Genomic DNA, 23,209 nt, shown 5'->3' with positions numbered 1-23,209 from the left:
GGGGGACTGAGCGTGTCGATCGGGGAGATTTTGGGGGCTGCCGTATCCGGCATGAGCGCGGCGCAGGCCGGACTCAAGACGGTGTCGACCAACATCGCCAATGTCGGCACCCCCGGCTATGCCCGCGAGCGCGCCAACCAGTCCGCTGCCATCCATGGCGGCCGGGTCACCGGCGTCGTGGTCGGCGAGCCGACGCGCATCGCCGACAAATTCCTGGAAGCTGCCGTCTATCGCCGCGCCAACGACCTTGGCAATTCGGAGGTGACGGCCAGCTATCTCGACCGCATGCAGACGCTGCTCGGTGCGCCGGGATCGGAATCGGGCATTCCCGCGCGGCTCAACGCGATCAACAGCGCGGCGATCGCCATGACCGGCGCACTGGGTGCCGAACAGAATGCGGCCGACTTCATCGCCCGCACGACAGACGCAATCGGCACGCTGCAGCGGCTCGATACCGATATCTCGATGCTGACCGGCGACGTTGACGCCGAAACCGGCCTGACGGTCGAGCGCATCAATGCGCTGCTCAAGCAGATCCACTCGCTCAACGACGCGGTCTCGCGGCTCGACGGGCTGGGGCGCAGCGCGGCGGGCACCGCCGATCAGCGCAACAATGCCGTTCAGGAGCTCAGCAGCCTGATCGCCGTGAACGTGCGCGAACAGCCGAATGGGCGCCTGCTCATCGAAACCGCCGGCGGCGCGCCGTTGCTCGATACGCGGATGCGGCTGTTGTCCTACCCGACCTCCAAGTCGGGTTCCGGCGCGGCGCTGGCCGAATATCCCGGCATCGACATCCGGTTCGCGACGGACTCGGGCGCACTGGGTGCAGCGACGGGCGACCGCATCGAATCCTCGGCGGTTGGGGGCAAGCTCGGCGGGCTGCTCGAACTGCGCGACCGGACGTTGCCGGGGTTCCGCGATCAGCTCGGCACGCTGTTCACCGGTCTCGCCCGCGCTATCAACGGTGCGTCCAATGCCGCCAGCTCGATGCCGCCACCCAACCGTCTGAACGGATCGACCACGGCACTGGCGACCAGCGATCGTCTCGGCTTCACCGGGGCCGCGGTGTTCGCGGTGATGGGATCGGACGGGTCGATCGTCGCGCGGACCCGCGTCGACTTCGACGCACTGGGATCAGGCGCGACCGTTGCGGACGCGGTCGCAGCGATCAACGCCGGCCTGGGTGGCGCGGGCACCGCCAGCTTCGCCGATGGGCGCTTGACGATCGATGCGGTGGGCGTAGGTCGCGGAGTCGCGGTTGGCGATGACCCGGTGGCCCCGTCCAATCGCGGCGGCGTCGGGTTCAGCCAGTATTTCGGCCTCAACGACGTGGTGCGGACCGAAGGCGCACTGATGGTGCCTCCGGGCTTCGCGGCGGGCGATCCGCACGGCTTTGCCGCAGGCAGCACCAGCGACATCATGCTGCGCGATTCTTCGGGCCGGGTGATTGCCCGCACGACGATGACGGCGTCAGCGGGCGGGACGATGGGCGACCTCGTCACGCAGCTCAACGCCAGCGAACTGGGCGGCTTTGGCACCTTCTCGATCGACACGAGCGGTCGCTTCCGCTTTGATCAGGCGGCGGGCGTGACCGGCACCTCGATCTCGATCCCGTCGGACTCGACCGGGCGCTATGGCACGGGCATCTCCTTCTCGGCGCTGTCGGGTCTGACCGGCAATGTCAGCGGGCTAGCGGCCGGCGGCGTCGCGCCGGACCTGCGCAACAGCCCGGGCAAGCTGCCGCTCGCCATTTTCAACACGGATGCTGCCGTCGGCGAACGTGGCGTGCTCGCGTCCGACACCCGTGCCGCGCAATTCTATACCGACAGCTTCGGCCAGGTGAACGACCTTGGTAAGGAGGGGAATATCTCGCTGGAGCGCTACGCCTCGCTGATCCTCGGCGAGACCGGCACCAGCGCGGCCAATGCCCAGACCCGTTACGAAGACGCAACCGCGCGCAGCCAGGACGCGATCACCCGGCGCGATTCCTATTCCGGCGTCAACATCGACGAGGAACTGTCGATGATGATCGTCCTGCAGAACAGCTACTCCGCCGCCGCCCGCGTCATTCGCGTGGCCGATGAAATGTACAAAGACCTGCTCGGGACTGTTGGTTGAGGATTGAATAGATGCGCGTCGCCACCATCCCCCTGCAACAGACCACCGCGATCTCGATCCAGCGTGCGCAGGAAAAGCTGTCGGTCACCCAGGCTCAGCTCTCGACCGGCAAAAAGGCTCCCGACCTCGCCGCCCTGGGCAGCGAAGCGGTGCGCACGCTGTCGGCCCATACCCTGCTCGCCAAGCAGGAGGCGCACGCTCAGACCGCGACGCGGCTCGGCACGACGCTCAGCCTGTACGAAACCTCGATCACCGCGATCGAGAACGGTTCGATGGACCTCGGCAACCGCCTGTCGCTGGCGGTCGGTACAGGCGAGGCGGCGGGGCTGGGCGAAGCCATTTCGGCCGCGTTCGACCAGTTCCGCTCGATGCTCAACACCAGCGAGGGCGGGCTGCCTCTGTTCGGCGGCGGCATCTCCACCGACCCCTATGCGCCGTCCAAGATCGAGGATCTGGTCGGCGTCGCGGCATCGGCGCAGTTCAATGATGGCGAGGCGATCGCGCGCGCGCGCGTGGGCGACGGGCTCGACCTCAACTATGGCATCACCGCTTCCGAACTCGGTCTCGAAATGACCAAGGTCTATCGCAGTCTGGTCGAAGCCGGCCCGTTCGGCGAGATGCTGACCGATGCGCAGAAGACGGCGCTGACCGATATCAAAATTCAGCTCGACGACGCGGTGAGCGGCATTCGTCGCCTGAACGCCGAAAATGGTCGGCGGCTCGCGCAAACAGACACATTGGTCGATCGCGCCAATGAGCGCGCGCTCGTCCTAAAAGATGTGATCAGCCGTAACGAAGACGCCGATCTGGCGCAGGTCGCGATGGACCTCGCGATGCACAAGACCACGTTGGAAGCCAGCTACTCGGTCTTCACTCAGCTCAATGAACTCAGCCTGCTCAATTACATGCGCTGACGGCGCCGCGCGCCCGCGCTGACGACGCCGCATCTATAATTACACATCCGAACCGAATGGGGACCGACATGAAGGCCTTCACGAACCTTAAAATCGCCTACAAGATTGCAGCGCTGATGCTGATGCTCGGTGCCGTGACTCTTGCCCTCGTCCTGAACAGCGTCAGCACGCTCAAGCATATCGACAAGGAATACAGTGCGATCGCCGAAACCACTCTCCCCAACAATACCGAGCTCGCCCGGTCCTATCAGGGCGTGATCGACATGACCCTCTCCGGTTATCAGGTGATGTACTATCCGGGTGGAAGCGCGCGAAACCGCGAGGCGGTCGCGTCCGAACTCGAATCCTACAAGAACGCCAAGGCGCGCCTTGCGGCCATTGTAAAGTCGGAACCAGATACCGCCAAGTCGATTGATCCCATCTTGGCCGATCTCGACGAGCTGCATAAGCTTACCCGCAGCGCGATCGAACTGGGTCAGGCCGATCGCAACGAAGAAGCGGGCAAGGCGCTGGCCGCAGCGGATCCGAAGGCCAAGGCGATCCGTGCCGAACTCCGGCGGTTCACCACTGTACGCTCTGACGCGGCGACCAAGAAGAATGCCGAGCTGTCCGAAATGGCAGCCAGCGCGTCCACGTCGATGCTCGTCACCGGCCTGCTGGGTGTCGTCCTTGCAGTCGGCTTCGGCATCTTCGTCGCCCGCCGCACGATCATCGCCCCGCTGGCGGGCGTTGAGGGCGCGATGCGCACGCTGGCCGAAGGCAATAACCGCATCGACGTCAACGGCACCGATCGCGGTGACGAGGTTGGCGCAATGGCCAAGGCGGTGCTGGTTTTCCGCGACAATGCCCAGGAACAGGAGCGCCTGACTGCTGCCAAGGCAGAGGCCGATGCCGAGCAGAAGATGGTGATCGACACCCTGTCCAGCCATCTCGACTCACTGGCGCAGGGCGACCTGACCCGGCCGATCAACGCCGAGTTCAATGGTTCCTATGCGGTGCTCAAGGACAATTTCAACGGCGCGCTCAAGTCGCTCAGCGACCTGATCCAGTCGGTCACGGAAAGCGTCCGCTCGATCAGCTCGGGCTCGACCGAGATCGAGGCGGCGTCGGAAGACCTTGCCCGCCGCACCGAAAGCGCCGCTGCGTCGCTTGAGGAAACCTCGGCCGCGGTCGCTCAGATCAACGATCGCCTGCGCAACGGCGCCGAAGCGGCGACCCGCACGGTCGGTCGCGCCGATCAGGCGATGGTCACGGTCGGCACCGGTCGCGGTACGGCGGAGGAAGCGGTATCGGCCATGGGTCGCGTCGCCGACAGCGCCAAGGGCATCGACAGCGTCATCGAAGGGCTCGACAAGATCGCGTTCCAGACCCGCGTCCTTGCCATGAACGCGGCGGTCGAAGCCGGTCGTGCCGGCGAAGCGGGCCGTGGCTTTGCGGTCGTCGCCGATCTGGTCGGTCAGCTGGCAATGCGCTCGGAAGAAGAGGCCAAGCGCGCCCGTGAACAGCTCACCGCGACGCAGAATGACGTCGAAATCGCGGTCGGCGCGGTCGAACGCGTCGATGGCGCGCTGGTCGGCATCTCGTCCGACGTGTCGGCGGTGCATGAAATGCTGAACGGCCTCGCGCAGGACAACCAGGCACAGGCAGCAGCGGTGCAGCAGATCGCTTCGGCAATCACCACGATGGACGAATCGACGCAGCAGAATGCGGCGATGGTCGAGGAAACCTCGGCAGCGGCGCGCAGCCTCAACTCCGAGGTCCGCGTGCTCGGCGAACGCGCCGACAGCTTCCGCACGTCCGCAAGCTCGGCAGCGCCCGCATCGGCGCCGGTCCGCGCGCCGCGCCCGGTGACCAAGTCTCCGGCCAAGCCGCGCGCCGCCGCGCCCGCGCCCAAGGTCGCGGCAAAGTCCGAGCGCCAGTCGAGCGAGCATGTCTATCAGTCGCCGATCAAGCCGCTGCCAGCTGCGGCGATCTCGTCGCTGGTGCGCAAGAACGACGCCTGGGACGAATTCTGATCCCCGAGCCGGCCGGACATTCCCCCCGGACGGTTTGACCTTCGCGGCGGTGCCTCCCCGGCACCGCCGCTTTTCTTTGTCCGTCGAAGATGGGGACGTTCGGACGCGCGCACGCGCACGCCCGCTCCCATTCAGGAAGCAGCGCTAATGCAGCAGGTCCTTTGAATTAGCCGCGCGCGAGCAGCAGCAGGTCACCGTCGGCGGCGGTCTCGGACACGCCCGCCATGGCGGCGTCGAGTGCGGCGGGGTTCACCGTGCCGTTGGGCGACGCGAGCGCGCCGAGCGCCTCGCCCGCCTTGGTCCCGCGCAGTGCGGGGAGGTAGCGTTTGCGCAGCGCGGCAAGGCCGGGCTCGTCGCCCAGCATTACCAGCGCGACCGCCTGACGCAGCACCGCCGCCGTGCGGGCGGGGGCGAGCACGGCGCGATTGGCCTGCGCAAAGCGCGCCCAGTCGCGTGCCTGCCACAGCATTTCGGCGCGCAGATCGTCCGCCGCCTCGACCTGACCGAGCATCGCCAGCGCGTCGCCGCGCCGGCCCATGCGCCAGGTGGCGATCGCCTGCATCCGCTGACGATCCGCCGCGATCGGCGCGGGATAGTCCGGGCCGTCGCTGCGACGCAGGGTCGTCAGCACCTGATCGGGCTTGTCGGCGAGCAGCAGCAGGCGCGCGATGCGGATCGACAGCGGCCCCTTGGCAATGTCGATCGCGCGGTTCTGCATCTGATGCTGCAGCAATTCGGCGGCGCGGACATGCAGTCCGGCCGCAGAGAGTCGGTCCGCGAGCGTGCTGACCAGCAAATCGCCCGGCGCGCCGGTCGGCGACAGGTCGCGATACTCCCAGAACAGCCCCGCCGCCTGCGCGATCGGGCGTTTGGGATCGTTGACCAGCGTCTGCAGGTCGGCCTGGATCCGTGTCAGCGTGGGTCCGGTCTGCGCGCCAAGGTCGAAGTGGCGGAACAAGGTCGCAGATGCGACCAGCGCCGTCACCGGATCATGCGCGCGCTCGGCAATCTGCCATTTGAGTTCGAGCGCGGCGCGTTCGACCTCGCCCCCGCGCCAGCGAAAGGTGAGGGCGTCGAGCCGCTTCACCGCTTCGCCCGGCTTGACCGTCCCGCGCGCCAGCGCATCGCGGATCAGCGCCAGCTCGGCGGCGGCGCGCTCGGCCGGGGTGCCGGACAGTAGCACGCGCTCCAGCCGCAGCTTGCCCGCTTCGGGCTGGCCGGTTGCCAGCAACGCGATCCCGCGCTGCAGATTGGCGGCGACATGCTGGTCGGGGATCGCGGCCAGAAAGCGCAAGGCGCGGTCATGATGTCCCGATCGGCTGAGGCCCACCGCGGCATCGAGCAGGAACGCGATCCGATCCGCTCCATGGTGCGCAAGGATGGCGGGCACCGCGCATTTGAGCAGCGCACTGCCGGCGGGGCCGTCGATCACTGCACCGGCGCGGATACGCCACGCACATGCCTCGGGATCGGCCAGCAGTTCGGGCGCATTGAACCAGGTCAGGGCGGCGCTGTCGCGACCGGCCATGGCGGTCGCCTTGCCCATCGCCAGCCGCCACGCGGGTACCAGTTCGAGTGCGCTGTCATCGCGCAGCATTGTTTCGAGCACGCCCAGCGCGTCGGCGCCGCGCCGCGCGTCGATCAGCGCGGTCGCCAGCTTCCAGCGCGCGGCCTGGCGCGTCTCCGCCGTGCTGCGGGCGATCAGCGACCAGGCGAGCGGGATGTCGATCGCGGCGCGCGCGCCGGGCGCGGATCGCGGCAATTCGGCAAGCTGGGCGGCAAAAGGCTGCGGCTTGGCAACGGCGCCGCCGGGCGCGGCTTTGGCTGCAGCCGGCGGGGGCGTGCCATGTGCTGGGGCGGCGTACTTGGCGTCGCCCGCCGCCATCGCGGCGCTGGCGCTCCCGGCGAGCAGCACCAGTGCGAGGATGGATCGGGGCCGGGTCATGCGCGCAGCAGCAACCAGGCCTGAACCACGCCGCCGACCAACGCTGCGGACAGAAACAGGAATGCGATCAGCGCGCGGCCCAAGCCCGGCTTGACGACCGGGCGGGGCTTAGCGGCGCGGCGCGGGGCGGGGCCGGTGGCAAAGCCGCCGCGCAGGCGGCGGTCGGCGGCATTGCCACCGATGACGCGAACGCGTGCGGGCTTTTGATCGTGGCTCATTCAAATCCCAACGGGGCAAGTCCCAACACGCGGTTTTCAACCTATTATAGAGAGACGGGGTCGCGTGCGGTCCCGCTGCACGCCTTTGATTGGAGACCGCATGCGCAGAACCGCTGCCCGCTTGACTGCTGCCGCCGCATTGCTTGCCGTGGCCGCGCCGGCCGGCGCCGCGGGTGGGGGCGGGGGGGATGCCGCCGTCGTTCCGCTGGGCAAGTTTCGCGTGCCGATCATCGATGCCGGACGGCTCGACGGCGACCTCGAGCTTGAGCTGGCCATCACCCCGGCAGACGGGGTCGATGCGGGCGTGCTTGGCACGGCGCAACCGGCGCTGCGCGCGGCGATGCTGTCGGCGCTGCTCGATTTTGCTCAGCTGAACGCGTCACCCCGCGTCGCGGTCGATGCCGAGGCGCTGGCCCATATGCTGGATGCCGCCGCGCACGCCGCCGATCCGCAGGCGGGTCATGTGCTGATCCTCGAAGTACGCACCAGCCCCGCGCGCGGCGCGCCCTGACCTAATTTCCGCGCATCCCGGTCAGCGGCAGCACGTCGCGCATCACGCGATCGATTGCGGTGACCAGCGCGTCATCACCGTTGCGGGTGGCCCGTCGGATCAGCGATTCCAGCCCCTCAACCGTGGTGCGACCGACGCGGCGCATATGATGCGGCGAGGAGGCCTCTTCCAAAATGCGCACGGTCGTGCGCTCCAGCTGCGGAATGGCGCGACTGGCGAAATCGGGTCGAACACGCTGGTCCGCGATGAACACGCTACCCAGTTTCGCCCCCTGCACGCCGCACATCGGCACGGCGGCATAGGCACGCAGCGCGAGCGGTCCCGCGACGAAGCGGTTATCGGCGAATTTCGGATTTGCCGGAAGATCGGTCTCGGTCATCGGGATCTGGGTTTCGACCACCCCGGCGCACAGCGATTCGGACAGGGGGATCGAGTCGAGATCGACTCCGTGCAGCACCGGCAGCCAGCAAAATCCGCTATCGACCACGCTGACGCCCGCGATCGGCACGTCCATCGTGCGGCTCAGATCCTGAACCAGGTCGTTGAAGCGGGGCGATTCGCGCAGGGCGAGCAAGCCGGATGCAAAAAGCGCTGCTCGACGCAGCGCATCTTCGCTCGACAAAGGCCCCTCGTCCGTGTCGGGGATCGTCACTGCAGTCTCCGCCAAAGAACCCCGCTTATTGCAAGATGATCTTAGCTGAGTGCTTCTGTCAGTATTGTAGTATTACAGTAAGGCGGTGCCCACTCATCGCGGCGCGGTGCGGCCACCCTTCGCCGGTGTGGCAGCCGCAGACTTGGGCTGCGTCATGCCACCACGGGCCAGTGCCATGCCAAGGGTCGCGGCGGCATCGGGCGACATCGCCTGCATCATCAGCGCGGCGTTGCGATCGCGCATCCGCTGCGCCACCTGGAATTGCACATCGGGGCTTAGTTTCTCGAACACCGGCGCGGCCTTGGCAGGCTTCATCGATTGAAAGATGCGGGCCAGGTCGCTGTACCGCTTCTCTTCGGCGGCGGGTGCCCCGCCCGGCGCGGCGGCAGCGCCCGCCTGCGCATCGGCCTTGCCCTCGGCTACGGCCTTGGCTTCGGCATCCTTCTGCTGGCGCTCCATGCGCAGCCGCGCCGCCTTGAGCGCCTGTTCGCGCAGGTCGAGCGCGCGGCGGCGTTCGGCCTCCTTGCGCTGGGCGGCGCTGAGTTCGCCCTCGATCTGGCTGCCAAGCCGCGTCTTGGGCACCACGGATTCGCCGACGGCCACGGCCGCATCGACGCCATTCGCCACCGCGCCCACAGTCGCCACGGCGGCGGTGATCAGCAAAAAGGGGATGCGCATCAGTAGCGGTCCACCGGCTCGACGCGGCGTGCGGCTGCGGCGGATTCGACCAGTCGTTCGGCGGTCGAATCTGCAATCTCGATCATCATCCGCAATTCGTCGGCGACTGCCTTGGCGCGGGCGGCGTCATGGGTGCCGCGCGCATATTGCGTCAGCGTGCCCTTGAGTTCGGACAGCACCAGCCGCGCCTGCACCGTTGCCTGATCGAGCGTCGAGACGACCTGCGCCAGATCGTTGCGCTTCAGGGCGTTGAGCGCACGCATCATGCGCATGCTCTGAACGATCACCACCGTACAGAACAACATGGTGAGCACGTTCGCGATCAGCGAATAAGTCATGCGCGCATCTCCTTGGCGATGTCGGATACCAGCCGCACCGCGATCTTGTTCGACCGCTGGCCGATCTGGGCCCGGCCGATGGTTACGCCGCCGCATTGCATGTCGAGCGGCTGGTCGGGGTCGGCGAACAGCGGGATCGTCTGACCGACCTTGAAGTCGCGCACGGTGCCGAGCGGCATGTCGCGTTCGCCCAGGACCACGTCCAGCGTCACGTCGACCTTGCGGACCTCCGACGCCATATGCACTTCCCAGATCGTGTCGCGGCCCAGCTTTTCGCCCATGAACCGCTGGTTGAGCAGATGGCGGACCGGCTCGATCGTCGCATAGGGCAGCAGGATGCTGAAACATCCGCCGCGCTCGTCCATGCTGACGCGGAAAGTGGCGACGGCGCAGACGTTGGTGGTGCCGGCAATCGCGACGAAGCGCGGGCTGCTCTCGACGCGCTCCAGCTCGATCGTGGTCGGGGTGATCGGTGCCATCGATGTCGACAGATCGCTCAGCACATGGCCCAGCATGCGCGAAACCAGGTCGGTTTCGATCGTCGTGAACCCGCGCCCGTCGATCATCACCTGCTCGCCACCGCCGCGCCGTCCGCCCAGCAGCGCGTCGACCACGGCATAGATCAGGCCTGAATCGACCGAGACCAGGCCGTAATTCTCCCACTCCTCGACGCGGAACACGCCGATCATCGCGGGGAGCATGATGTGGTTGAGATAGTCGCCAAAGCGGATCGAGGTCACTTCCTCAAGGCTGACGTCGATCGCGTCGGAGGTGAGGTTGCGCATCGAGGTCGCAAAGATGCGGACCATGCGGTCGAACACGACCTCCAGCATCGGCAGCCGCTCGCGGCTGATGACGTTGGATTCGATGACCGCGCGCAGGCCTTCCTTCGGCTGGCTGAACCCGCCGACCTGCCCAAACAGCGCGTCGATGCCTGCCTGATCGAGCAACGCTTCCGCGTCGGAATCGAACTTGGGCGGCTCGGGAAGCTCGAAATCGTCGAAATCGTCGCTCATTGCTGCACCAGATCCTGGATCAGAACATCCTTGACCGCGTCCGGACCCAGCGTCTGGGTGGCGCGGACCAGCAGCTCTTCCTTGACGCGATAGACTGCGCCCGACCCGTTCAGGTCCTCGGGGCGCAATTCGCGCAGGAATGGCTGATAGGCATCGATCAGCAGCGGCAGCTTGCCCTGCAGCTTCTCGACCGAGCTCGCCTTGCCGGGCACCAGCACGAAATGGACCTTCAGGAAGCGGGCCGCACCATCGGCGCTGCGCAGGTTCACGACCAGCGGGGGCACGTCGAGATAGGCAGCGCTCTTGCCGTCTTTGCCTTTCTCACCTTCGCCTTCGCCTTCGGCCTCCGGTTCGGCTTCGGTCTCCGCGTCGGCATGCTCGCCCTCGGCAGTTTTTGCCGCCGGCTTGTCCGATCCCATCAGGAAGAACGCCGCGCCGCCACCGCCGCCGCCCAGCACCAGCACGGCCGCGCCGATGATGATCATCAGCTTCTTCTTGCTGCCCTTGGGCTTGGCTGCCGCCTCGCCGTCCTTGGCCTCGACGATGATGTCGTCGCTCATGTCTCGCGTCCCAATCTCTTTGCCCATCCGCGACCGGACCGGCGGAATGTTCCTATTATAGGGGAGTGGGGCGGCAACATTTGCCTAGCCGCAAAAAACTTGGACGATTTTTTTCGGAGAGCGGTCGCGATGGATATCTCATCCTATGTGCTGCTGAGTCACAATCAGGCGCTGCGGCGTCGGCTCGACGTGAGCGCGAACAACATGGCCAATATCTCGACGGCCGGGTTCAAGCGCGAAGCGCCGGTGTTCCGCGAATATGTGGAGCAAAGCGGCGGCGGTGCGGACGCGCCGATCAAGACGACGTCGATGGTGCTCGATTATGGCGCGGTGCATGATCAGAGCGCAGGCGCGTTCATGGCGACCGGCAATCCGATCGACGTGATGATCGACGGCGCGGGCTACCTGACGGTCGAAACTCCGGAGGGCGGCACCGCCTATACGCGTGCGGGCTATCTGCGGGTCGGTGAAGACGGCACCTTGCAGACGGCGGGCGGTCTCACCCTGCTCGGCGAAGGTGGTCGCCCGATCACGATCCCGCCCGAACAGGCGGGACAGGTCAGCATCGGCAAGGACGGCACGGTCAGCGCGGGCGACGCGCAGGTCGGTCGCGTGGCGGTCACCGTGTTTGACGACGAGCGCATGGTCGATCCGCGCGGCGACGGCACCTTCAGCGGCACCGGCGGACGCGAACTCGCCGCCGCCGATACCAAGCTCAAGAGCGGCGGCGTCGAAGGATCCAACGTCCAGGCGATCGTCGAGACCACCAACATGGTCGAGATCCTGCGCGCCTATCAGACCAGCATGAAAATGTCCGAGTCCCTTGGCGACATGCGCAAGACCGCGATCGACAAGCTTGGCCGCTTCGGCTGACCCCCTTTCCACGGAGACTGACCCATGCGTACCCTCTCCATCGCCGGCACCGGGATGCTCGCGCAGCAGACGAATGTCGATGTGATCTCGAACAACATCGCGAACATGAACACGACCGGCTACAAGCGCCAGCGTGCCGAGTTTCAGGACCTGCTCTACCAGCAGGTGACCCGGCCGGGCGGCGCATCCGGCCCCGACAGCCGCGTGCCGACCGGCATTCAGATCGGCGCGGGCGTCAAGACCGGCGGCGTCTATCGCATCGCCACGCAAGGCGCGATGAGCCAGACCGACAATCGCTATGATCTGGCGATCCAGGGGCGCGGCTATTTCGCGGTAACGCTCCCGTCGGGTGAGACCGCCTATACCCGCGACGGTTCGTTCCAGCTGTCGGACCAGGGCGAACTGGTCAATGCCGACGGCTTCCCGGTCCAGCCGGGCATTACCATCCCCGCCGAAGCGGTGGACGTCACGGTCTCCAAGACCGGCGAGGTTCAGGTGATCCTCGCCGGCCAGCCCGAGCCGCAGAATGTCGGTCAGCTTCAGCTCGCGACCTTCATCAACGAAGCCGGGCTCGAGGCGCAGGGCGGCAACCTTTATCTGGAGACCGCCGCATCGGGGCAAGCGACGCTCGCCAATCCGGGCGAGCCGGGCTTCGGCACGCTGCAACAGGGCTTTGTCGAGGCGTCGAACGTCAACCCGGTCGCCGAAATCACCGCGCTGATCACCGCGCAGCGCGCCTATGAGATGAACAGCCGCGTCGTGAAGACCGCGGACGAAATGCTGGCGACGACCAGCCAGCTGCGCTGATGATCTACCGCATCGCCTTCATTGCCGCAGCGCTGGTTCCGGTCCCCGCACCGGCGCAGACGCCTGCACCCACCCGCGTCGGCCCCGAGCAGGTCGAGGTCGCCGTGCTCGCGCGCCCGGTCCAGCGCGGCGAGATCCTGTCCGCCGACGACTTCGTCTACGAAAAGCGTTCGCCCAATATGGGGCGCGGCGCGATCGAGGCGGACGCCGCCAAGGGGCTGGAGGCGGTGCGCCCGCTCTCGCCCGGATCGATCGTGCGGGTCAGCGACGTGATCACGCCGCGGTTGGTCCGCCGGGGCGAGCCGGTGCTGATCGCCTACAAGGTCGGCGCGCTCACAATCACCACCCAGGGCCGCGCCCTGGCCAGCGCGGGGGCGGGCGAACCGGTCCGCGTCGTCACCACCTCCACCCAGCGCACGCTCGACGGCTTCGTCGCGGGCAACGGGCTGGTCCGTATCCTGTATTGAGGGAGTTAACCCCATGAAGAAGATCATTCTTGCCGTCACCGCAGCGACCCTGGTTTCCGGCTGCGGTTCGGTCGAGCGCCTCGGCCGCATCGGCAAGGCGCCGAAGATGAGCGCGCCCGAAGAGATGGCTATGCCGGGCGGCGAGCGCTCGATCGGCAATCCCGGCTATCGCCCCGGCACCGTTGCACAGGCAGTGGCCAGTGCTCCGGCTCCGACTGGTGCCGTCCCGGTTCAGGCTCCGGCCGCCTCCGCTTCGCTGTTCCGCGCGGGTGCCGGTGCCTTCCTCAGCGATCAGCGTGCGACCCGCATGGGCGATATCCTGACGATCAAGATCAACATCGCGGACAAGGCCGAGGTCGGCAACAATACCTCGCGCAACCGCAGTGGCTCTGAAAACGCCGGTATCGCGTCGCTGCTCGGGCTCCAGAACCTGCTGCCCAAGTCGATCGACCCGACCAACCTCGCCAGCACCAATTCGAAATCGCAGTCGAGCGGCGGCGGCAATATCAGCCGCTCCGAAACGATCAACATGACCATGTCGGCGATCGTCACCAACGTCTTTCCCAACGGCAATCTCGGCATCCGGGGCCGTCAGGAAGTGCGCGTGAACAACGAGTTGCGCGAACTGGTGGTCAGCGGCGTGGTCCGCCCGCAGGATATCGGCCGCGACAATTCGGTGCGCCACAGCCAGATCGCCGAAGCGCGCATCAGCTATGGCGGCCGCGGCCAGCTGTCCGACGCGCAGCAGGCACGCTGGGGCCAGCAGATCTACGACGCGCTGTTCCCGTTCTGATCGGGCAGTCAACAGGATTGCCCGTCCCAGCCGGGGGGCCGTGGACGGGCAGCCCCTTTCCCAGCCGGGGGGCCGTGGAAAGGGAAGGGAAGCGCAGAAGCGCCGCCATTCCAAAGAGGGGGAGGGAGAAACCCTCCCCCTTTTTTGTTGCAGTTTGGAACGCGCGTTTCTCAGCGTCCGTCATGCTGAACTTGTTTCAGCATCCACCCTTCCGCCAGCGGCTCAGTCGCGTGTGAGGCGGGGCGGCGGTCGACCGGAGGTTCCGACCGCTAAGCGTCGCCGTTGCAATGCACAGAGACCAACGTACTCGTCGGCTCGTGATAAAGCACGTTGATGACCGCACAGCCCCCGTCCAAAACCCTAGGGACGTCGCTTGACGCGACCCAATAGGAATGACCACCTTTCCACGTGCTAGGCAGGCCTCCCATGTGCGCCACCAGGTAAGTCGCGTCAATATTGCCCTCGGCACCGCGCACGTAGAGGCGGACATATTGTCGAAGATCATGTTCTGGAGCCTGAGCCGCAACCTGCCGCTCAATGGTCTGCGCGAGCACATCGTTCGGCGACGATCGAGTTGAGCCATTCAGCATCTCGGCGTCTCCGCAACCGGTCAGCATAATGGCTGCCAAAAGCGCGAGGGAGACGCTCCATTTGCTCACGTGCCGGTCACCCCTCATCGCCTTCGCCATCACTCCGTCCGGCCTTCAGCGCCTCATGCCGGTCGATCGACTTCTGGATATGCCGCCGTGCCGCGCGCCGCGCCGCCGCGGGATCGCCCGCCTCGATCGCGGCATAGATCGCCTCATGGTCGCGGTTGATCATCCGGGCATAGCGCTGGTGCTTTTTCGGGTCGTTGCCCTGCAGATACAGCTTGCGCGAAGGGACGAGCCGCACGCCCAAAAACTGGGTGAAGCGCACGAAATAGGCATTGCCCGTCGCGCGCGCGATTGCCGCGTGGAACGCCGCGTCGGCGGCGACCGATCCCTCCGCCTCGGTGCTGGCATCCATCGCGGCCAGCGCAGCGCGGATGTCCTCCAGATCGGCCTCGGTCCGGCGCTGGGCGGCAAGGTCGGCCATCTCCGCCTCGAACCCCATGCGCATTTCGAGCAGGCGCAGCACATCGTCGATCGCGCTGACCTCGTCCGGCGTCACCTGGAACGCGCGATATTGCGCACCCTCGGCGACATAGGCCCCCGATCCGCGTCGCGAGACGAGCAGCCCGCGCGCGGCGAGCCGTGAATAGGCTTCGCGCACCACGGTCCGGCTGACCCCGAAACTCTCGGTAATCGCTTTCTCGGTCGGGAAGCGCGAGCCGGGCGGCATCTCTCCGCGTTCGATCTGTTCCTCGAACCGCTGGACGAGATCGTCGGCCAGCGATGCCGCCTTGGTCACCGTCATCACGGCACGGATAGCATTGCCCGTGGCCATGTGACTAGGGTTTGAAATCAGGCTGTTGCTGCTGGACATAGGCGTGCCAATCGGGTTCGCGCTTGAAATCGGGACCGCCGCTCCACGCCGCGCCGGCATAATAGACAAAGGGTTTGCCCGGCGTGACCCGGACGAGGATCAGGTAATTGTCGGCATCCTCGGCAAAGCCGACGAACGCCGCCGGATCGACCATCACCGCGCCGGCCATGGCGCCCTTGTCCGGCGCCTCCGGCCCCCACCAGATCAGTCGCGCCCGCTCGGCATCCTTGGTCACTTTGCCCAAAGCAGTGCCGGTCGCGCGCTTGGACAAGCCGACCGCAACGGTCAGCGGCTCGGCGCTGCTCGACGTGATCGTTGAGGTCATCCGGATGAAGTTGCTGCCCGGCACCAGCGCAAACTGCCGCGTCTCCGCCACGTTGCGCGCGGTATCGACCGGCCAGGCGGGATAGTCGACGCTGAACGCCGCGCGATCCGGCCCGGCGCTCGCGATGCGCGGGTTCACATAGTTGCGAGAGGTCCACAGCTTGTTGTCGTGCCAGATGCCAAGCCCGCCGACCCCGCGCCCGGTGCCGACATTGTAGAAATCGACGCCCTCACCCTGATCCTGATGCTGGTCGCCGGTGCGCAACTGGCGGTCCATGAACGGCCAGCGCACCCGCTTGCCCCATGCGTCGATACCGGAGGAGGAGGGCGGCTCGGCCGCCTCAAGCGGGCGCCCATAGATGCGGAACGCGATCCGGTCATTCTCGAACAACAGGTCACCGAAACGATAATCGGCGATCGACACCGCCGCACGCGCGGTCTGCTCTTCGGCCGAGGCCGGGCGCAATGGCTTGCGGTCCTGTGCCAACGCCAGTGGCGCGGCCAGCAGGGCAATCGCGCCAACCGCAATGGCGCCGCGACCTGTTCGCGCTTCGGGCATCCAATCTCCCTCGACTATTGTCTAGTTGTGTGACAACCTTATTGACAGCTCGACGTCAATTGGAAAGATTATGGCACCGGTGTCAACAGGAATGACGCGCCGGGTGATCAGGAGAGGGCGCGCGACCGCCACGTGCCGCGTTGCTGCCGGAAGGAAATGAGATGTCACTGATCCTGCTCGCCCTTGCGGGGGCGGCTCCCGCTCCAGCGGTTCCGACAGTGTCGCCAGCGGCAGTCGAGACACGCGCGCAGCTGCCCCGCCCGGACGCGATCCTTGCGCAAGTACGTCGCGTTGCCGACTGGCAGCTCGCCAACCGCACCAACTGGGCAACGATGCCCGCCGCGCGCAAGAGCGTGCAGAACCCGCGCGACTGGCAGCAGGCGACCTTCTGGATCGCGCTGACCGAGCTGGCCAAATATGATGCGCGCTACGCCCCGCCGCTGATGGAACTCGGGCGGGAGCAGGCGTGGAAACTCGGCGACAATCCCTTTCACGCCGACGATCAACTGATCGGACAGGCGTGGATCTGGGCCGCGCGCAACGGTGCGGGGCAGGAGGCGCTCGCGCCGACCATCGCCTATTTCGACCACGTCCTCGCCAACCGCCAGACCGGCAGCCTCGAATTCATCCCCGGTGCGCCGGGGGCGGGCTGGTCGAAATGTACGGACCGCTGGTGCTGGTGCGACGCGCTGTTCATGGCACCGCCCACCCTGCTTCAGCTCGCCCGCCAGACCGGGGACCAGCGCTATGCCGAGTTCGCGCATGAAGAGTTCAAGGCGACCACCGACTATCTCTACGACCCGGTCGAAAAGCTCTATTTCCGCGACAGCCGCTTCTTCGACACGCGCGATGCCAAGGGCCGCAAGCAATTCTGGAGCCGCGGCAACGGCTGGGTGATGGCCGGCATCGTCCGCATGCTCGACGCGATGCCGCGCAAGGATCCCAAACGCGCATATTATGAAGGGTTGTTCCGCGCCATGGCGGCAAGGCTGCTGACGCTGCAAAAGCCCGATGGATACTGGTCGCCCTCGCTGCTCGACACCGATCCAGGCACGCCGCCCGAAAGCAGCGGCACCGCATTCTACACCTATGCCTTTGCCTGGGGAATCGATGCCGGTCTCCTCGACCGCGCGACCTATCAGCCTGCGGCGATCCGCGGCTGGGACGCGATCGTCCGCGCGGTGCAGCCCGATGGCATGCTCGGCTGGGTCCAGCAGGTCGGCGACCGACCCGACAGCGTGTCGGCGAAGGAAACCCAATTCTATGGCGCGGGCGCCTTCCTGCTCGCCGGTACCGCGATGGCCGATCTCGCGCGGAAGGAGTATCGTTGATGCGTTCGTTGTTGCTGTTGGCACTCGCGGCCCCCGTCGCGGCCCAGGCCGCCCCCGCCGATCGCCGCGCCGATGCCCCGGCGGGTCCAGTCTATGCCGACAGCGTCGCGCCGATGGACGTGAGCGTCACGACGCGGCTGTCGCCCCAGCTCGAAAAGCTGGTCGAACAGCTGCTGCGCGATGGCAAGGCGACGAAGATCGACGGCGTTGCGGTGTTCGGCGGCGGCGACAAGTTCCTGCCAGGCAAGATCGCCGCAACCATGGCGCATCGCATCGTCGCGCTCGAACCCGGCGATCCCAGGCTCGATCAGCGACTGCGCGAATTTGCCGACATGGCCGACCTCACGCTCGCCAATGACAATGAGAGCTGGGGCCTCTATTACTACATCGCCGCACTGCACGACCTGCACGCACGCGGCTTGCTCGAACGCGCGGTGCGCCCCCAAACGCTCGCCACGCTCAAACAGCGGCTCGACTGGCGGCGCTTCGTCCGTCCGGACCTCAGCCTGATCAACCTGCCCAACAATTATTACGGCGTCGCCTTCTCGATCGCGCGCTTCCGCCACCTGCTCGGCTGGGAGGATGCCAGCGCGGGGGACCAGTTGCTCGCGCGGATGATCGACCATTATCGCAAATATTCGGGCGAATATGGCTTTGCCGACGAGACCGAGGGGAAGGGGCGGTTCGACCGCTATTCGGTGCTGCTGATCGGCGAGATCGCGCACCGCCTGCTCGAAACCGGCATGACGCCGAGCGACGAGGTCAAGGCGTGGCTGCGCAAGTCGGTCGACCTGCTGCTCCCGCGCTTCAACCTGCATGGCGAGGGGTTCGAGTACGGTCGCAGCATCGGCACCTATGGCGACACCGCCTTCCTCGAAGTGCTGACCGCCGCTGCGCTGCTCAAGGTGATGACCCCGGTCGAAGAGCGCATGGCCTATGCCTTTTCCAGCCGCGTCACCGCGCGCTACATGGATTTCTGGATCGATCCGGTCAGCGGATCGGTCGACCTGTGGGGCCGCACCTTATGGGGGCAGGGGCGGCGCACCGATGTCTATCGCGGCGAAGGGCGCATCCTGGGTGAGAATTTCAGTCTCGCGCGCCAGCACATCTACACCAACGCGATCTGGAACCGGCTCGGCTATCGCGGTCAGGCGCCCGGTCCGGGGTTTGCACGCTGGCTGGACACGCTGCCGCGCTCGACCATGACCTGGTTTGCGCGCGGCGTGCATGATCGCGGGCTTGTGACGATCCGCGACGGGAAGCGGATGATCTCGCTCCCGATCATCAACGGGGCGGAGGGGCAGCATATGAACAACCCCTATTTCCCGATTCCCTTCTCGCCCGGCATGCTCGCGGGCTCGGCGGACGCGACCTTCCCGCAGCTGTTGCCGCGCATCACACTCGCCAATGGCGACGTGCTGATGCCGCTGGCGTTCTTCAAGGATGTCCGCGTCACCCGGCGCGGCGCGGTGACCGATGTGCGCTGGCACCAGACCGCGCTCGACCGCATGGGCGGCAACGACGCACAGCTCGACACGCGCGTGTCGATCGAAACGCACTACCGCTTCTCACCGGGAAAGATCGAACGCCGCGACCGCATCGTTCCGGCTGAGGGCGTCAAAATCGCGCGGATCGACATGGAGTTTGCCAGCTTCTCGGAGAGCGCCGCAAAAGGCAGGTCCGGCATCCAGTTCGCGCGGGGCGCGGTGACACGCTTCGCCACCACGGGCTATGGCGCCTGCGATGCGCAACCCGCGACCGACCCGGTCTACCGGGCACCCACCGGACCCTTTGCCACTGTGGTCAAATGCGCGCGCGCAGGTCAGGGCATGCCATTGCGAACGCTGGAAACAGGTTGGGCTTTGTCATACAACTACGACTAACGGCTAGTTGACGACCATCGCACGAGTTGTCATACACATCGTAACCCGGAGCACCCGGCACCATGAACCTTCAGCAACTCGGCTGGGCCATCCCTCTCTCGGTCCTCGCCATCACCGCCGCCGCGGGGTCTTCACCCCCGGCGGCGGCCTTTTCATCCGCGCAGCACTGCACCGGCGTCGAGGGCTATGCCGCCGCGTTCGACGGTCGCCGCACCTTCACCCTGCGACCGGCCGAGCTGACCGCGATCAAGGCGGCCTTGCCGACCGATGCCAAGGCCAAGGCGGCGCTTGCCGACCTGCTCAAGCGCGCCGACGCGGCGCTCGCGCGCAAGTCGGGCAGCGTGCTCGACAAGAGCATGATCGCGCCGAGCGGGGACCGCCGCGACTATATCAGCCTCGCCCCCTATTGGTGGCCCGATCCCGCCAACCCCGCCGGCCCCTATATCCGCCGCGATGGCGAGGTGAATCCGGAGCGCAATACCGACCGCTTCGATCGCATGGCGCTGGGGCGGATGGCGAGCGACGCGGATGTGCTGGGGCTGGCCTATTACTACACGGGCGATCGCCGCTACGCCGACCAGCTGGCTGCGATCGTCCGCACATGGTTCCTCGATCCGGCAACGGCGATGAACCCCAACATGAACTATGCGCAGATGGTGCCGGGCCATTCGACCGGGCGACCCGAAGGCGTGCTCGACACTGCCGCGTTCATCGGCGTGATCGACGCCGTCGGTCTCGCCGGGCCGTCGGGTGCGCTGTCGGCGGACGAGGTCAAGGCACTCGAGGGCTGGTTCAGCCGCTATCTCGACTGGATGCTCTCCAGCGCCAATGGCAAGGGCGAGGGGGCCAAGAACAACAATCACGGCATCTGGTACGACGCACAGGTCAGCCGCTTCGCCCTGTTCGCCCGCCGCCCCGACTTGGCTCGCAAGATCGTCGCAGACTTTCCCGCCAGACGCATCGCGGCGCAGATCGAACCCAGCGGCGCGATGCCCGAGGAACTAAGTCGCACGCGCAGCTTCCACTATTCGATCTACGCGATCGACCCCGCCTATCACGTCGCCGACACCGCCGCGTGCCTGGGCGTCGACCTCTATGGCTGGAGCGACAGCAAAGGCCGCTCGCTCCGCGCCGCCACCAATTTCGTCGCCGGCTATCGCGACCGGGCGAAGGACTGGCCGCACAAGGAGCTGAAGTGGCCGACCGCGGACCTCGACGCCCTGCTGCTCCGCGCCGACGTGGCATGGCCCGGCGTGTGGCAGCGACGCGGCGAGGGCGATGTGGTGCTGCGCTATCGGGTGGAGTAGCGGCCCCGGCTTGCTCTGGTCGTCACCCCCGCTTTCGCGGGGTGACGGCTCAGTCCTTACCCCGCCGCGCGTCCCACCATGCGAGCCGCTCGGCGATGCGCTTCTCCGTCCCCCGATCGGTCGGGGTGTAGAAGGTCTGCGGCGTCATCTCTTCGGGCCAGTAATTGGCACCGCTGAACCCATCCTCCGCATCATGGTCATAGGCATAGCCCTTGCCATAGCCGATCTCCTTCATCAGCTTGGTCGGCGCATTGAGGATGTTCTGCGGCGGCATCAGCGATCCCGTCTCCTTCGCCGACCGCCACGCCGCCTTCATCGCCATATAGGCGGCGTTCGACTTGGGCGCGGTCGCGCAATAGAGGCACGCCTGCACGATCGCGAGTTCGCCCTCGGGGGACCCCAGAAACTCGTAGCTGTCCTTGGCGGCCAGGCACTGGACCAACGCCTGCGGGTCGGCCAGGCCGATATCCTCGCTCGCAAACCGCACCAGCCGCCGCAGCACGTACAGCGGCTCCTCGCCCGCCACCAGCATCCGCGCGAGGTAATAGAGCGCCGCCTGCGGATCGCTCCCGCGCAGCGATTTGTGCAGCGCGGAGATGAGGTTGTAATGCCCCTCGCGGTCCTTGTCGTACACGGCCACCCGGCGCTGCAGGAACGCCGACAGTCCCGCCGGATCGAGCGGCGCGTCGAAGCTGACCGAGTAAAGCGTCTCCGCCTGATTGAGCAGGAACCGCCCGTCACCATCCGCGCTCGCCACCAGCGCATCGCGCGCCTCGGGGGTGAGGGGCAGGGGGCGGCCTTCGATCGCCTCGGCACGGTCGAGCAACTGGCTCAGCGCCGGATGGTCCAGCCGCCGCAGGATCAGCACCTGCGCGCGACTGAGCAACGCTGCGTTGAGTTCGAAGCTAGGATTCTCGGTCGTCGCGCCGACCAATGTCACCGTGCCATCCTCGACGAACGGCAGAAACCCGTCCTGCTGCGCGCGATTGAAGCGGTGGATCTCGTCCACGAACAACAAGGTGCGCTGGCCGATCCGCGCGTGTTCCTTCGCCTCCGCGAACACCTTTTTGAGGTCAGCGACACCCGAAAACACCGCGCTGATCGCGACGAAGCGTAGCCCCACCGCATCGGCCAGCAGCCGCGCGGTCGTCGTCTTGCCCGTCCCCGGCGGTCCCCACAGGATGATCGACGACAGCTTCCCCGCCGCCACCATCCGCCCGATCGCGCCTTCAGGCCCGGTCAGATGTTCCTGCCCGACCACCTCGTCCAGCCGCGCCGGACGCAGCCGATCCGCCAGCGGCGCGGAGGCGGAAAGTTCGGAAGGGGAGGCGGCGGGTGCGGTCCCGCCGAACAGGTCAGCCATGGCGACGATATAGGAATTACGCGCCGCAACGCGAAGGGGCTTGTCAAAATGCGTTCAAGATATATCTTAAACGCATCAAGACTCGAATTTTAAGGATATGAAATGTTTCGAGGACATCATCGCGGCCACGGGCCGCACGGCATGCACGCCAGCCGCGGTCGCCGCCAATGGGGACCGTTCACCGTCGAATGGGACATCAACGCCGAAGCGACCGGCGGTCGCGGCGGAGGTCGCGGGCGACGCCGCATCTTCACAGGGGACGAGCTGCGCCTCGTCCTGCTCGCGCTGATCGCCGATCAGCCGCGCCACGGCTATGACCTGATCCGCGAGATCGAGGAGCGGACCGGCGGCGCCTATGTCCCCAGCCCGGGCGTGGTCTATCCGACGCTGACCCTGCTCGCCGACATGGATCATATCGCCGAACAGGCCACCGAGGGTGTGAAGAAGCTCTACGCGATCACCGCGACCGGCCAGGCGCATCTCGATGAAAACGCCGAACAGGTGACGCTGCTGATGGGCCGTCTCGCCGAACTCGGCACCCAGCGCGAACAGAGCGGACGCAGTCCGGTGCGCCGCGCCATGGGCAACCTCAAAATGGCGGTGATGCAGCGGCTGAGCGACGGCGAGGCCGATCAGGAAACCGTCAACGCGATCGTCGACATCATCGACGCCGCCGCGCGCAAGGTGGAGCGCCTTTGATGACCGCAACCGCAACCGGCTTTGCCGCGACCGACAAGGCGTCGCGCTACCTGCAACAGCTGTGCAAGCATTGGGAGCATAACCTCAAGGTCGACTACACCGCCGACCACGGAACGATCGTGTTCCCGAAGGACGCGCGCGGCGCGAACTGGCCCGGCGACGGGCTGGTCACGCTCGACGCCAAACCCGACGGCATCGCGATCCGCATCGACGCCAGCGCACCTGAACAGGCCGAAGGGCTGAAAGGCGCGATCGAACGCCATCTCGACCGCTTCGCGTTCCGCGAGGACGGGCTGAAGTACGATTGGTCCTAAGTCCCCCTCCCGCTCGCGGGAGGGGCTAGGGGAGGGCCTGTCAACACGCAACGCGGC

General features: G+C 66.6%; 24 protein-coding genes. 13 read left to right on the top strand and 11 right to left on the bottom strand.

Annotated features, from left to right (window positions below; translation table 11 throughout):
- Positions 1-12: 12 nt before the first annotated feature.
- From KYX69_RS01870 to KYX69_RS01860, 3 genes are all read left to right on the top strand, one after another.
- Positions 13-2,118, top strand: coding sequence for a flagellar basal body rod C-terminal domain-containing protein (locus KYX69_RS01870; protein WP_300493021.1), 2,106 nt, complete (start codon positions 13-15; stop codon positions 2,116-2,118).
- Positions 2,119-2,129: 11 nt separating this feature from the next.
- Positions 2,130-3,032 carry a flagellin gene (locus tag KYX69_RS01865; RefSeq protein WP_300493018.1) on the top strand — a complete coding sequence of 301 codons (903 nt, stop codon included), beginning with the start codon at positions 2,130-2,132 and terminating at the stop codon, positions 3,030-3,032.
- 68 nt (positions 3,033-3,100) lie between these two features.
- Positions 3,101-5,047 carry a methyl-accepting chemotaxis protein gene (locus KYX69_RS01860; protein WP_300493015.1) on the top strand — a complete coding sequence of 649 codons (1,947 nt, stop codon included), beginning with the start codon at positions 3,101-3,103 and terminating at the stop codon, positions 5,045-5,047.
- A gap of 166 nt (positions 5,048-5,213) precedes the next feature.
- Here the strand turns inward: KYX69_RS01860 and KYX69_RS01855 are convergent, their stop codons facing one another.
- Positions 5,214-6,992 (bottom strand): endoglucanase, encoded by a 1,779-nt coding sequence (locus KYX69_RS01855; protein WP_300493012.1) that lies wholly within the window; start codon positions 6,990-6,992, stop codon positions 5,214-5,216.
- Positions 6,989-7,210 carry a hypothetical protein gene (locus tag KYX69_RS01850; RefSeq protein WP_300493010.1) on the bottom strand — a complete coding sequence of 74 codons (222 nt, stop codon included), beginning with the start codon at positions 7,208-7,210 and terminating at the stop codon, positions 6,989-6,991. The genes KYX69_RS01855 and KYX69_RS01850 overlap by 4 nt, the downstream gene beginning before the upstream one ends.
- Positions 7,211-7,310: 100 nt before the next feature.
- On the opposite strand from KYX69_RS01850, the gene KYX69_RS01845 reads away from it, so the two are divergent.
- Positions 7,311-7,721 carry a hypothetical protein gene (locus KYX69_RS01845; RefSeq protein ID WP_300493008.1) on the top strand — a complete coding sequence of 137 codons (411 nt, stop codon included), beginning with the start codon at positions 7,311-7,313 and terminating at the stop codon, positions 7,719-7,721.
- A 1-nt stretch (position 7,722) separates the two neighbouring features.
- On the opposite strand, the gene KYX69_RS01840 is transcribed toward KYX69_RS01845, so the two are convergent.
- The 5 genes from KYX69_RS01840 to KYX69_RS01820 form a co-directional block, all read right to left on the bottom strand.
- Entirely contained in the window at positions 7,723-8,388 is a 666-nt protein-coding gene (locus KYX69_RS01840) for a GAF domain-containing protein (protein ID WP_300493005.1), read from the bottom strand.
- Positions 8,389-8,466: 78 nt separating this feature from the next.
- A complete protein-coding gene (locus KYX69_RS01835; protein WP_300493002.1) occupies positions 8,467-9,051 on the bottom strand; it encodes a hypothetical protein in 585 nt (194 codons plus the stop codon).
- Positions 9,051-9,389, bottom strand: a complete 339-nt coding sequence (locus KYX69_RS01830) for a DUF6468 domain-containing protein (RefSeq protein ID WP_300493000.1) — start codon at positions 9,387-9,389, stop codon at positions 9,051-9,053. Before KYX69_RS01830 ends, KYX69_RS01835 begins: the two co-directional genes overlap by 1 nt.
- Positions 9,386-10,405, bottom strand: a complete 1,020-nt coding sequence (gene fliM / locus KYX69_RS01825) for a flagellar motor switch protein FliM (RefSeq protein WP_300492998.1) — start codon at positions 10,403-10,405, stop codon at positions 9,386-9,388. The genes KYX69_RS01830 and fliM overlap by 4 nt, the downstream gene beginning before the upstream one ends.
- Positions 10,402-10,965: a flagellar basal body-associated FliL family protein gene (locus KYX69_RS01820; RefSeq protein WP_300492996.1), complete on the bottom strand. Its 564-nt coding sequence runs from the start codon at positions 10,963-10,965 to the stop codon at positions 10,402-10,404. The genes fliM and KYX69_RS01820 overlap by 4 nt, the downstream gene beginning before the upstream one ends.
- Positions 10,966-11,094: 129 nt before the next feature.
- Between KYX69_RS01820 and KYX69_RS01815 the strand changes: the two genes are divergently transcribed.
- Genes KYX69_RS01815 through flgH form a run of 4 tightly spaced genes read left to right on the top strand, consistent with a single transcriptional unit; the run spans position 11,095 to position 13,905 of the window.
- Positions 11,095-11,838 (top strand): flagellar hook-basal body complex protein, encoded by a 744-nt coding sequence (locus KYX69_RS01815; protein WP_300492993.1) that lies wholly within the window; start codon positions 11,095-11,097, stop codon positions 11,836-11,838.
- 24 nt (positions 11,839-11,862) lie between these two features.
- Entirely contained in the window at positions 11,863-12,645 is a 783-nt protein-coding gene (gene flgG, locus KYX69_RS01810; protein ID WP_300492990.1) for a flagellar basal-body rod protein FlgG, read from the top strand.
- Positions 12,645-13,112: a flagellar basal body P-ring formation chaperone FlgA gene (gene flgA / locus KYX69_RS01805; RefSeq protein ID WP_300492988.1), complete on the top strand. Its 468-nt coding sequence runs from the start codon at positions 12,645-12,647 to the stop codon at positions 13,110-13,112. The genes flgG and flgA overlap by 1 nt, the downstream gene beginning before the upstream one ends.
- Before the next feature lie 13 nt (positions 13,113-13,125).
- A complete protein-coding gene (flgH, locus tag KYX69_RS01800) occupies positions 13,126-13,905 on the top strand; it encodes a flagellar basal body L-ring protein FlgH (protein ID WP_300492985.1) in 780 nt (259 codons plus the stop codon).
- A 269-nt stretch (positions 13,906-14,174) separates the two neighbouring features.
- Here flgH and KYX69_RS01795 read toward each other — a convergent pair whose 3' ends face one another.
- From KYX69_RS01795 to KYX69_RS01785, 3 genes are read right to left on the bottom strand one after another with little or no spacing between them, the layout of a single operon-like run.
- Positions 14,175-14,594: a hypothetical protein gene (locus tag KYX69_RS01795; protein ID WP_300492983.1), complete on the bottom strand. Its 420-nt coding sequence runs from the start codon at positions 14,592-14,594 to the stop codon at positions 14,175-14,177.
- Entirely contained in the window at positions 14,572-15,333 is a 762-nt protein-coding gene (locus KYX69_RS01790) for a FadR/GntR family transcriptional regulator (protein WP_300492981.1), read from the bottom strand. Before KYX69_RS01790 ends, KYX69_RS01795 begins: the two co-directional genes overlap by 23 nt.
- 4 nt (positions 15,334-15,337) lie before the next feature.
- The gene (locus tag KYX69_RS01785; RefSeq protein WP_300492978.1) at positions 15,338-16,255 is read right to left on the bottom strand and encodes a DUF4861 family protein; all 918 of its coding nucleotides are present in this window, start codon (positions 16,253-16,255) and stop codon (positions 15,338-15,340) included.
- A gap of 161 nt (positions 16,256-16,416) precedes the next feature.
- On the opposite strand from KYX69_RS01785, the gene KYX69_RS01780 reads away from it, so the two are divergent.
- From KYX69_RS01780 to KYX69_RS01770, 3 genes are all read left to right on the top strand, one after another.
- Positions 16,417-17,586, top strand: coding sequence for a glycoside hydrolase family 88 protein (locus KYX69_RS01780; protein ID WP_300492975.1), 1,170 nt, complete (start codon positions 16,417-16,419; stop codon positions 17,584-17,586).
- A complete protein-coding gene (locus KYX69_RS01775) occupies positions 17,586-19,469 on the top strand; it encodes a hypothetical protein (RefSeq protein WP_300492972.1) in 1,884 nt (627 codons plus the stop codon). The genes KYX69_RS01780 and KYX69_RS01775 overlap by 1 nt, the downstream gene beginning before the upstream one ends.
- Before the next feature lie 62 nt (positions 19,470-19,531).
- Positions 19,532-20,776 (top strand): alginate lyase family protein, encoded by a 1,245-nt coding sequence (locus KYX69_RS01770; protein WP_300492969.1) that lies wholly within the window; start codon positions 19,532-19,534, stop codon positions 20,774-20,776.
- Positions 20,777-20,825: 49 nt separating this feature from the next.
- Here KYX69_RS01770 and KYX69_RS01765 read toward each other — a convergent pair whose 3' ends face one another.
- Complete coding sequence (locus KYX69_RS01765; RefSeq protein WP_300492966.1) at positions 20,826-22,139, bottom strand: replication-associated recombination protein A; 1,314 nt, start codon at positions 22,137-22,139, stop codon at positions 20,826-20,828.
- Between the two features lie 102 nt (positions 22,140-22,241).
- On the opposite strand from KYX69_RS01765, the gene KYX69_RS01760 reads away from it, so the two are divergent.
- Positions 22,242-22,838 carry a PadR family transcriptional regulator gene (locus tag KYX69_RS01760; RefSeq protein ID WP_300492964.1) on the top strand — a complete coding sequence of 199 codons (597 nt, stop codon included), beginning with the start codon at positions 22,242-22,244 and terminating at the stop codon, positions 22,836-22,838.
- Positions 22,838-23,152 (top strand): DUF2218 domain-containing protein, encoded by a 315-nt coding sequence (locus KYX69_RS01755; RefSeq protein ID WP_300492963.1) that lies wholly within the window; start codon positions 22,838-22,840, stop codon positions 23,150-23,152. Before KYX69_RS01760 ends, KYX69_RS01755 begins: the two co-directional genes overlap by 1 nt.
- Positions 23,153-23,209 lie beyond the last annotated feature (57 nt).

This window comes from Sphingomonas sp., assembly GCF_030145815.1.
In the GTDB taxonomy this organism is placed as follows: Bacteria; Pseudomonadota; Alphaproteobacteria; order Sphingomonadales; family Sphingomonadaceae; genus Sphingomonas.
This window is presented reverse-complemented; position numbering and strand designations above follow the sequence as displayed.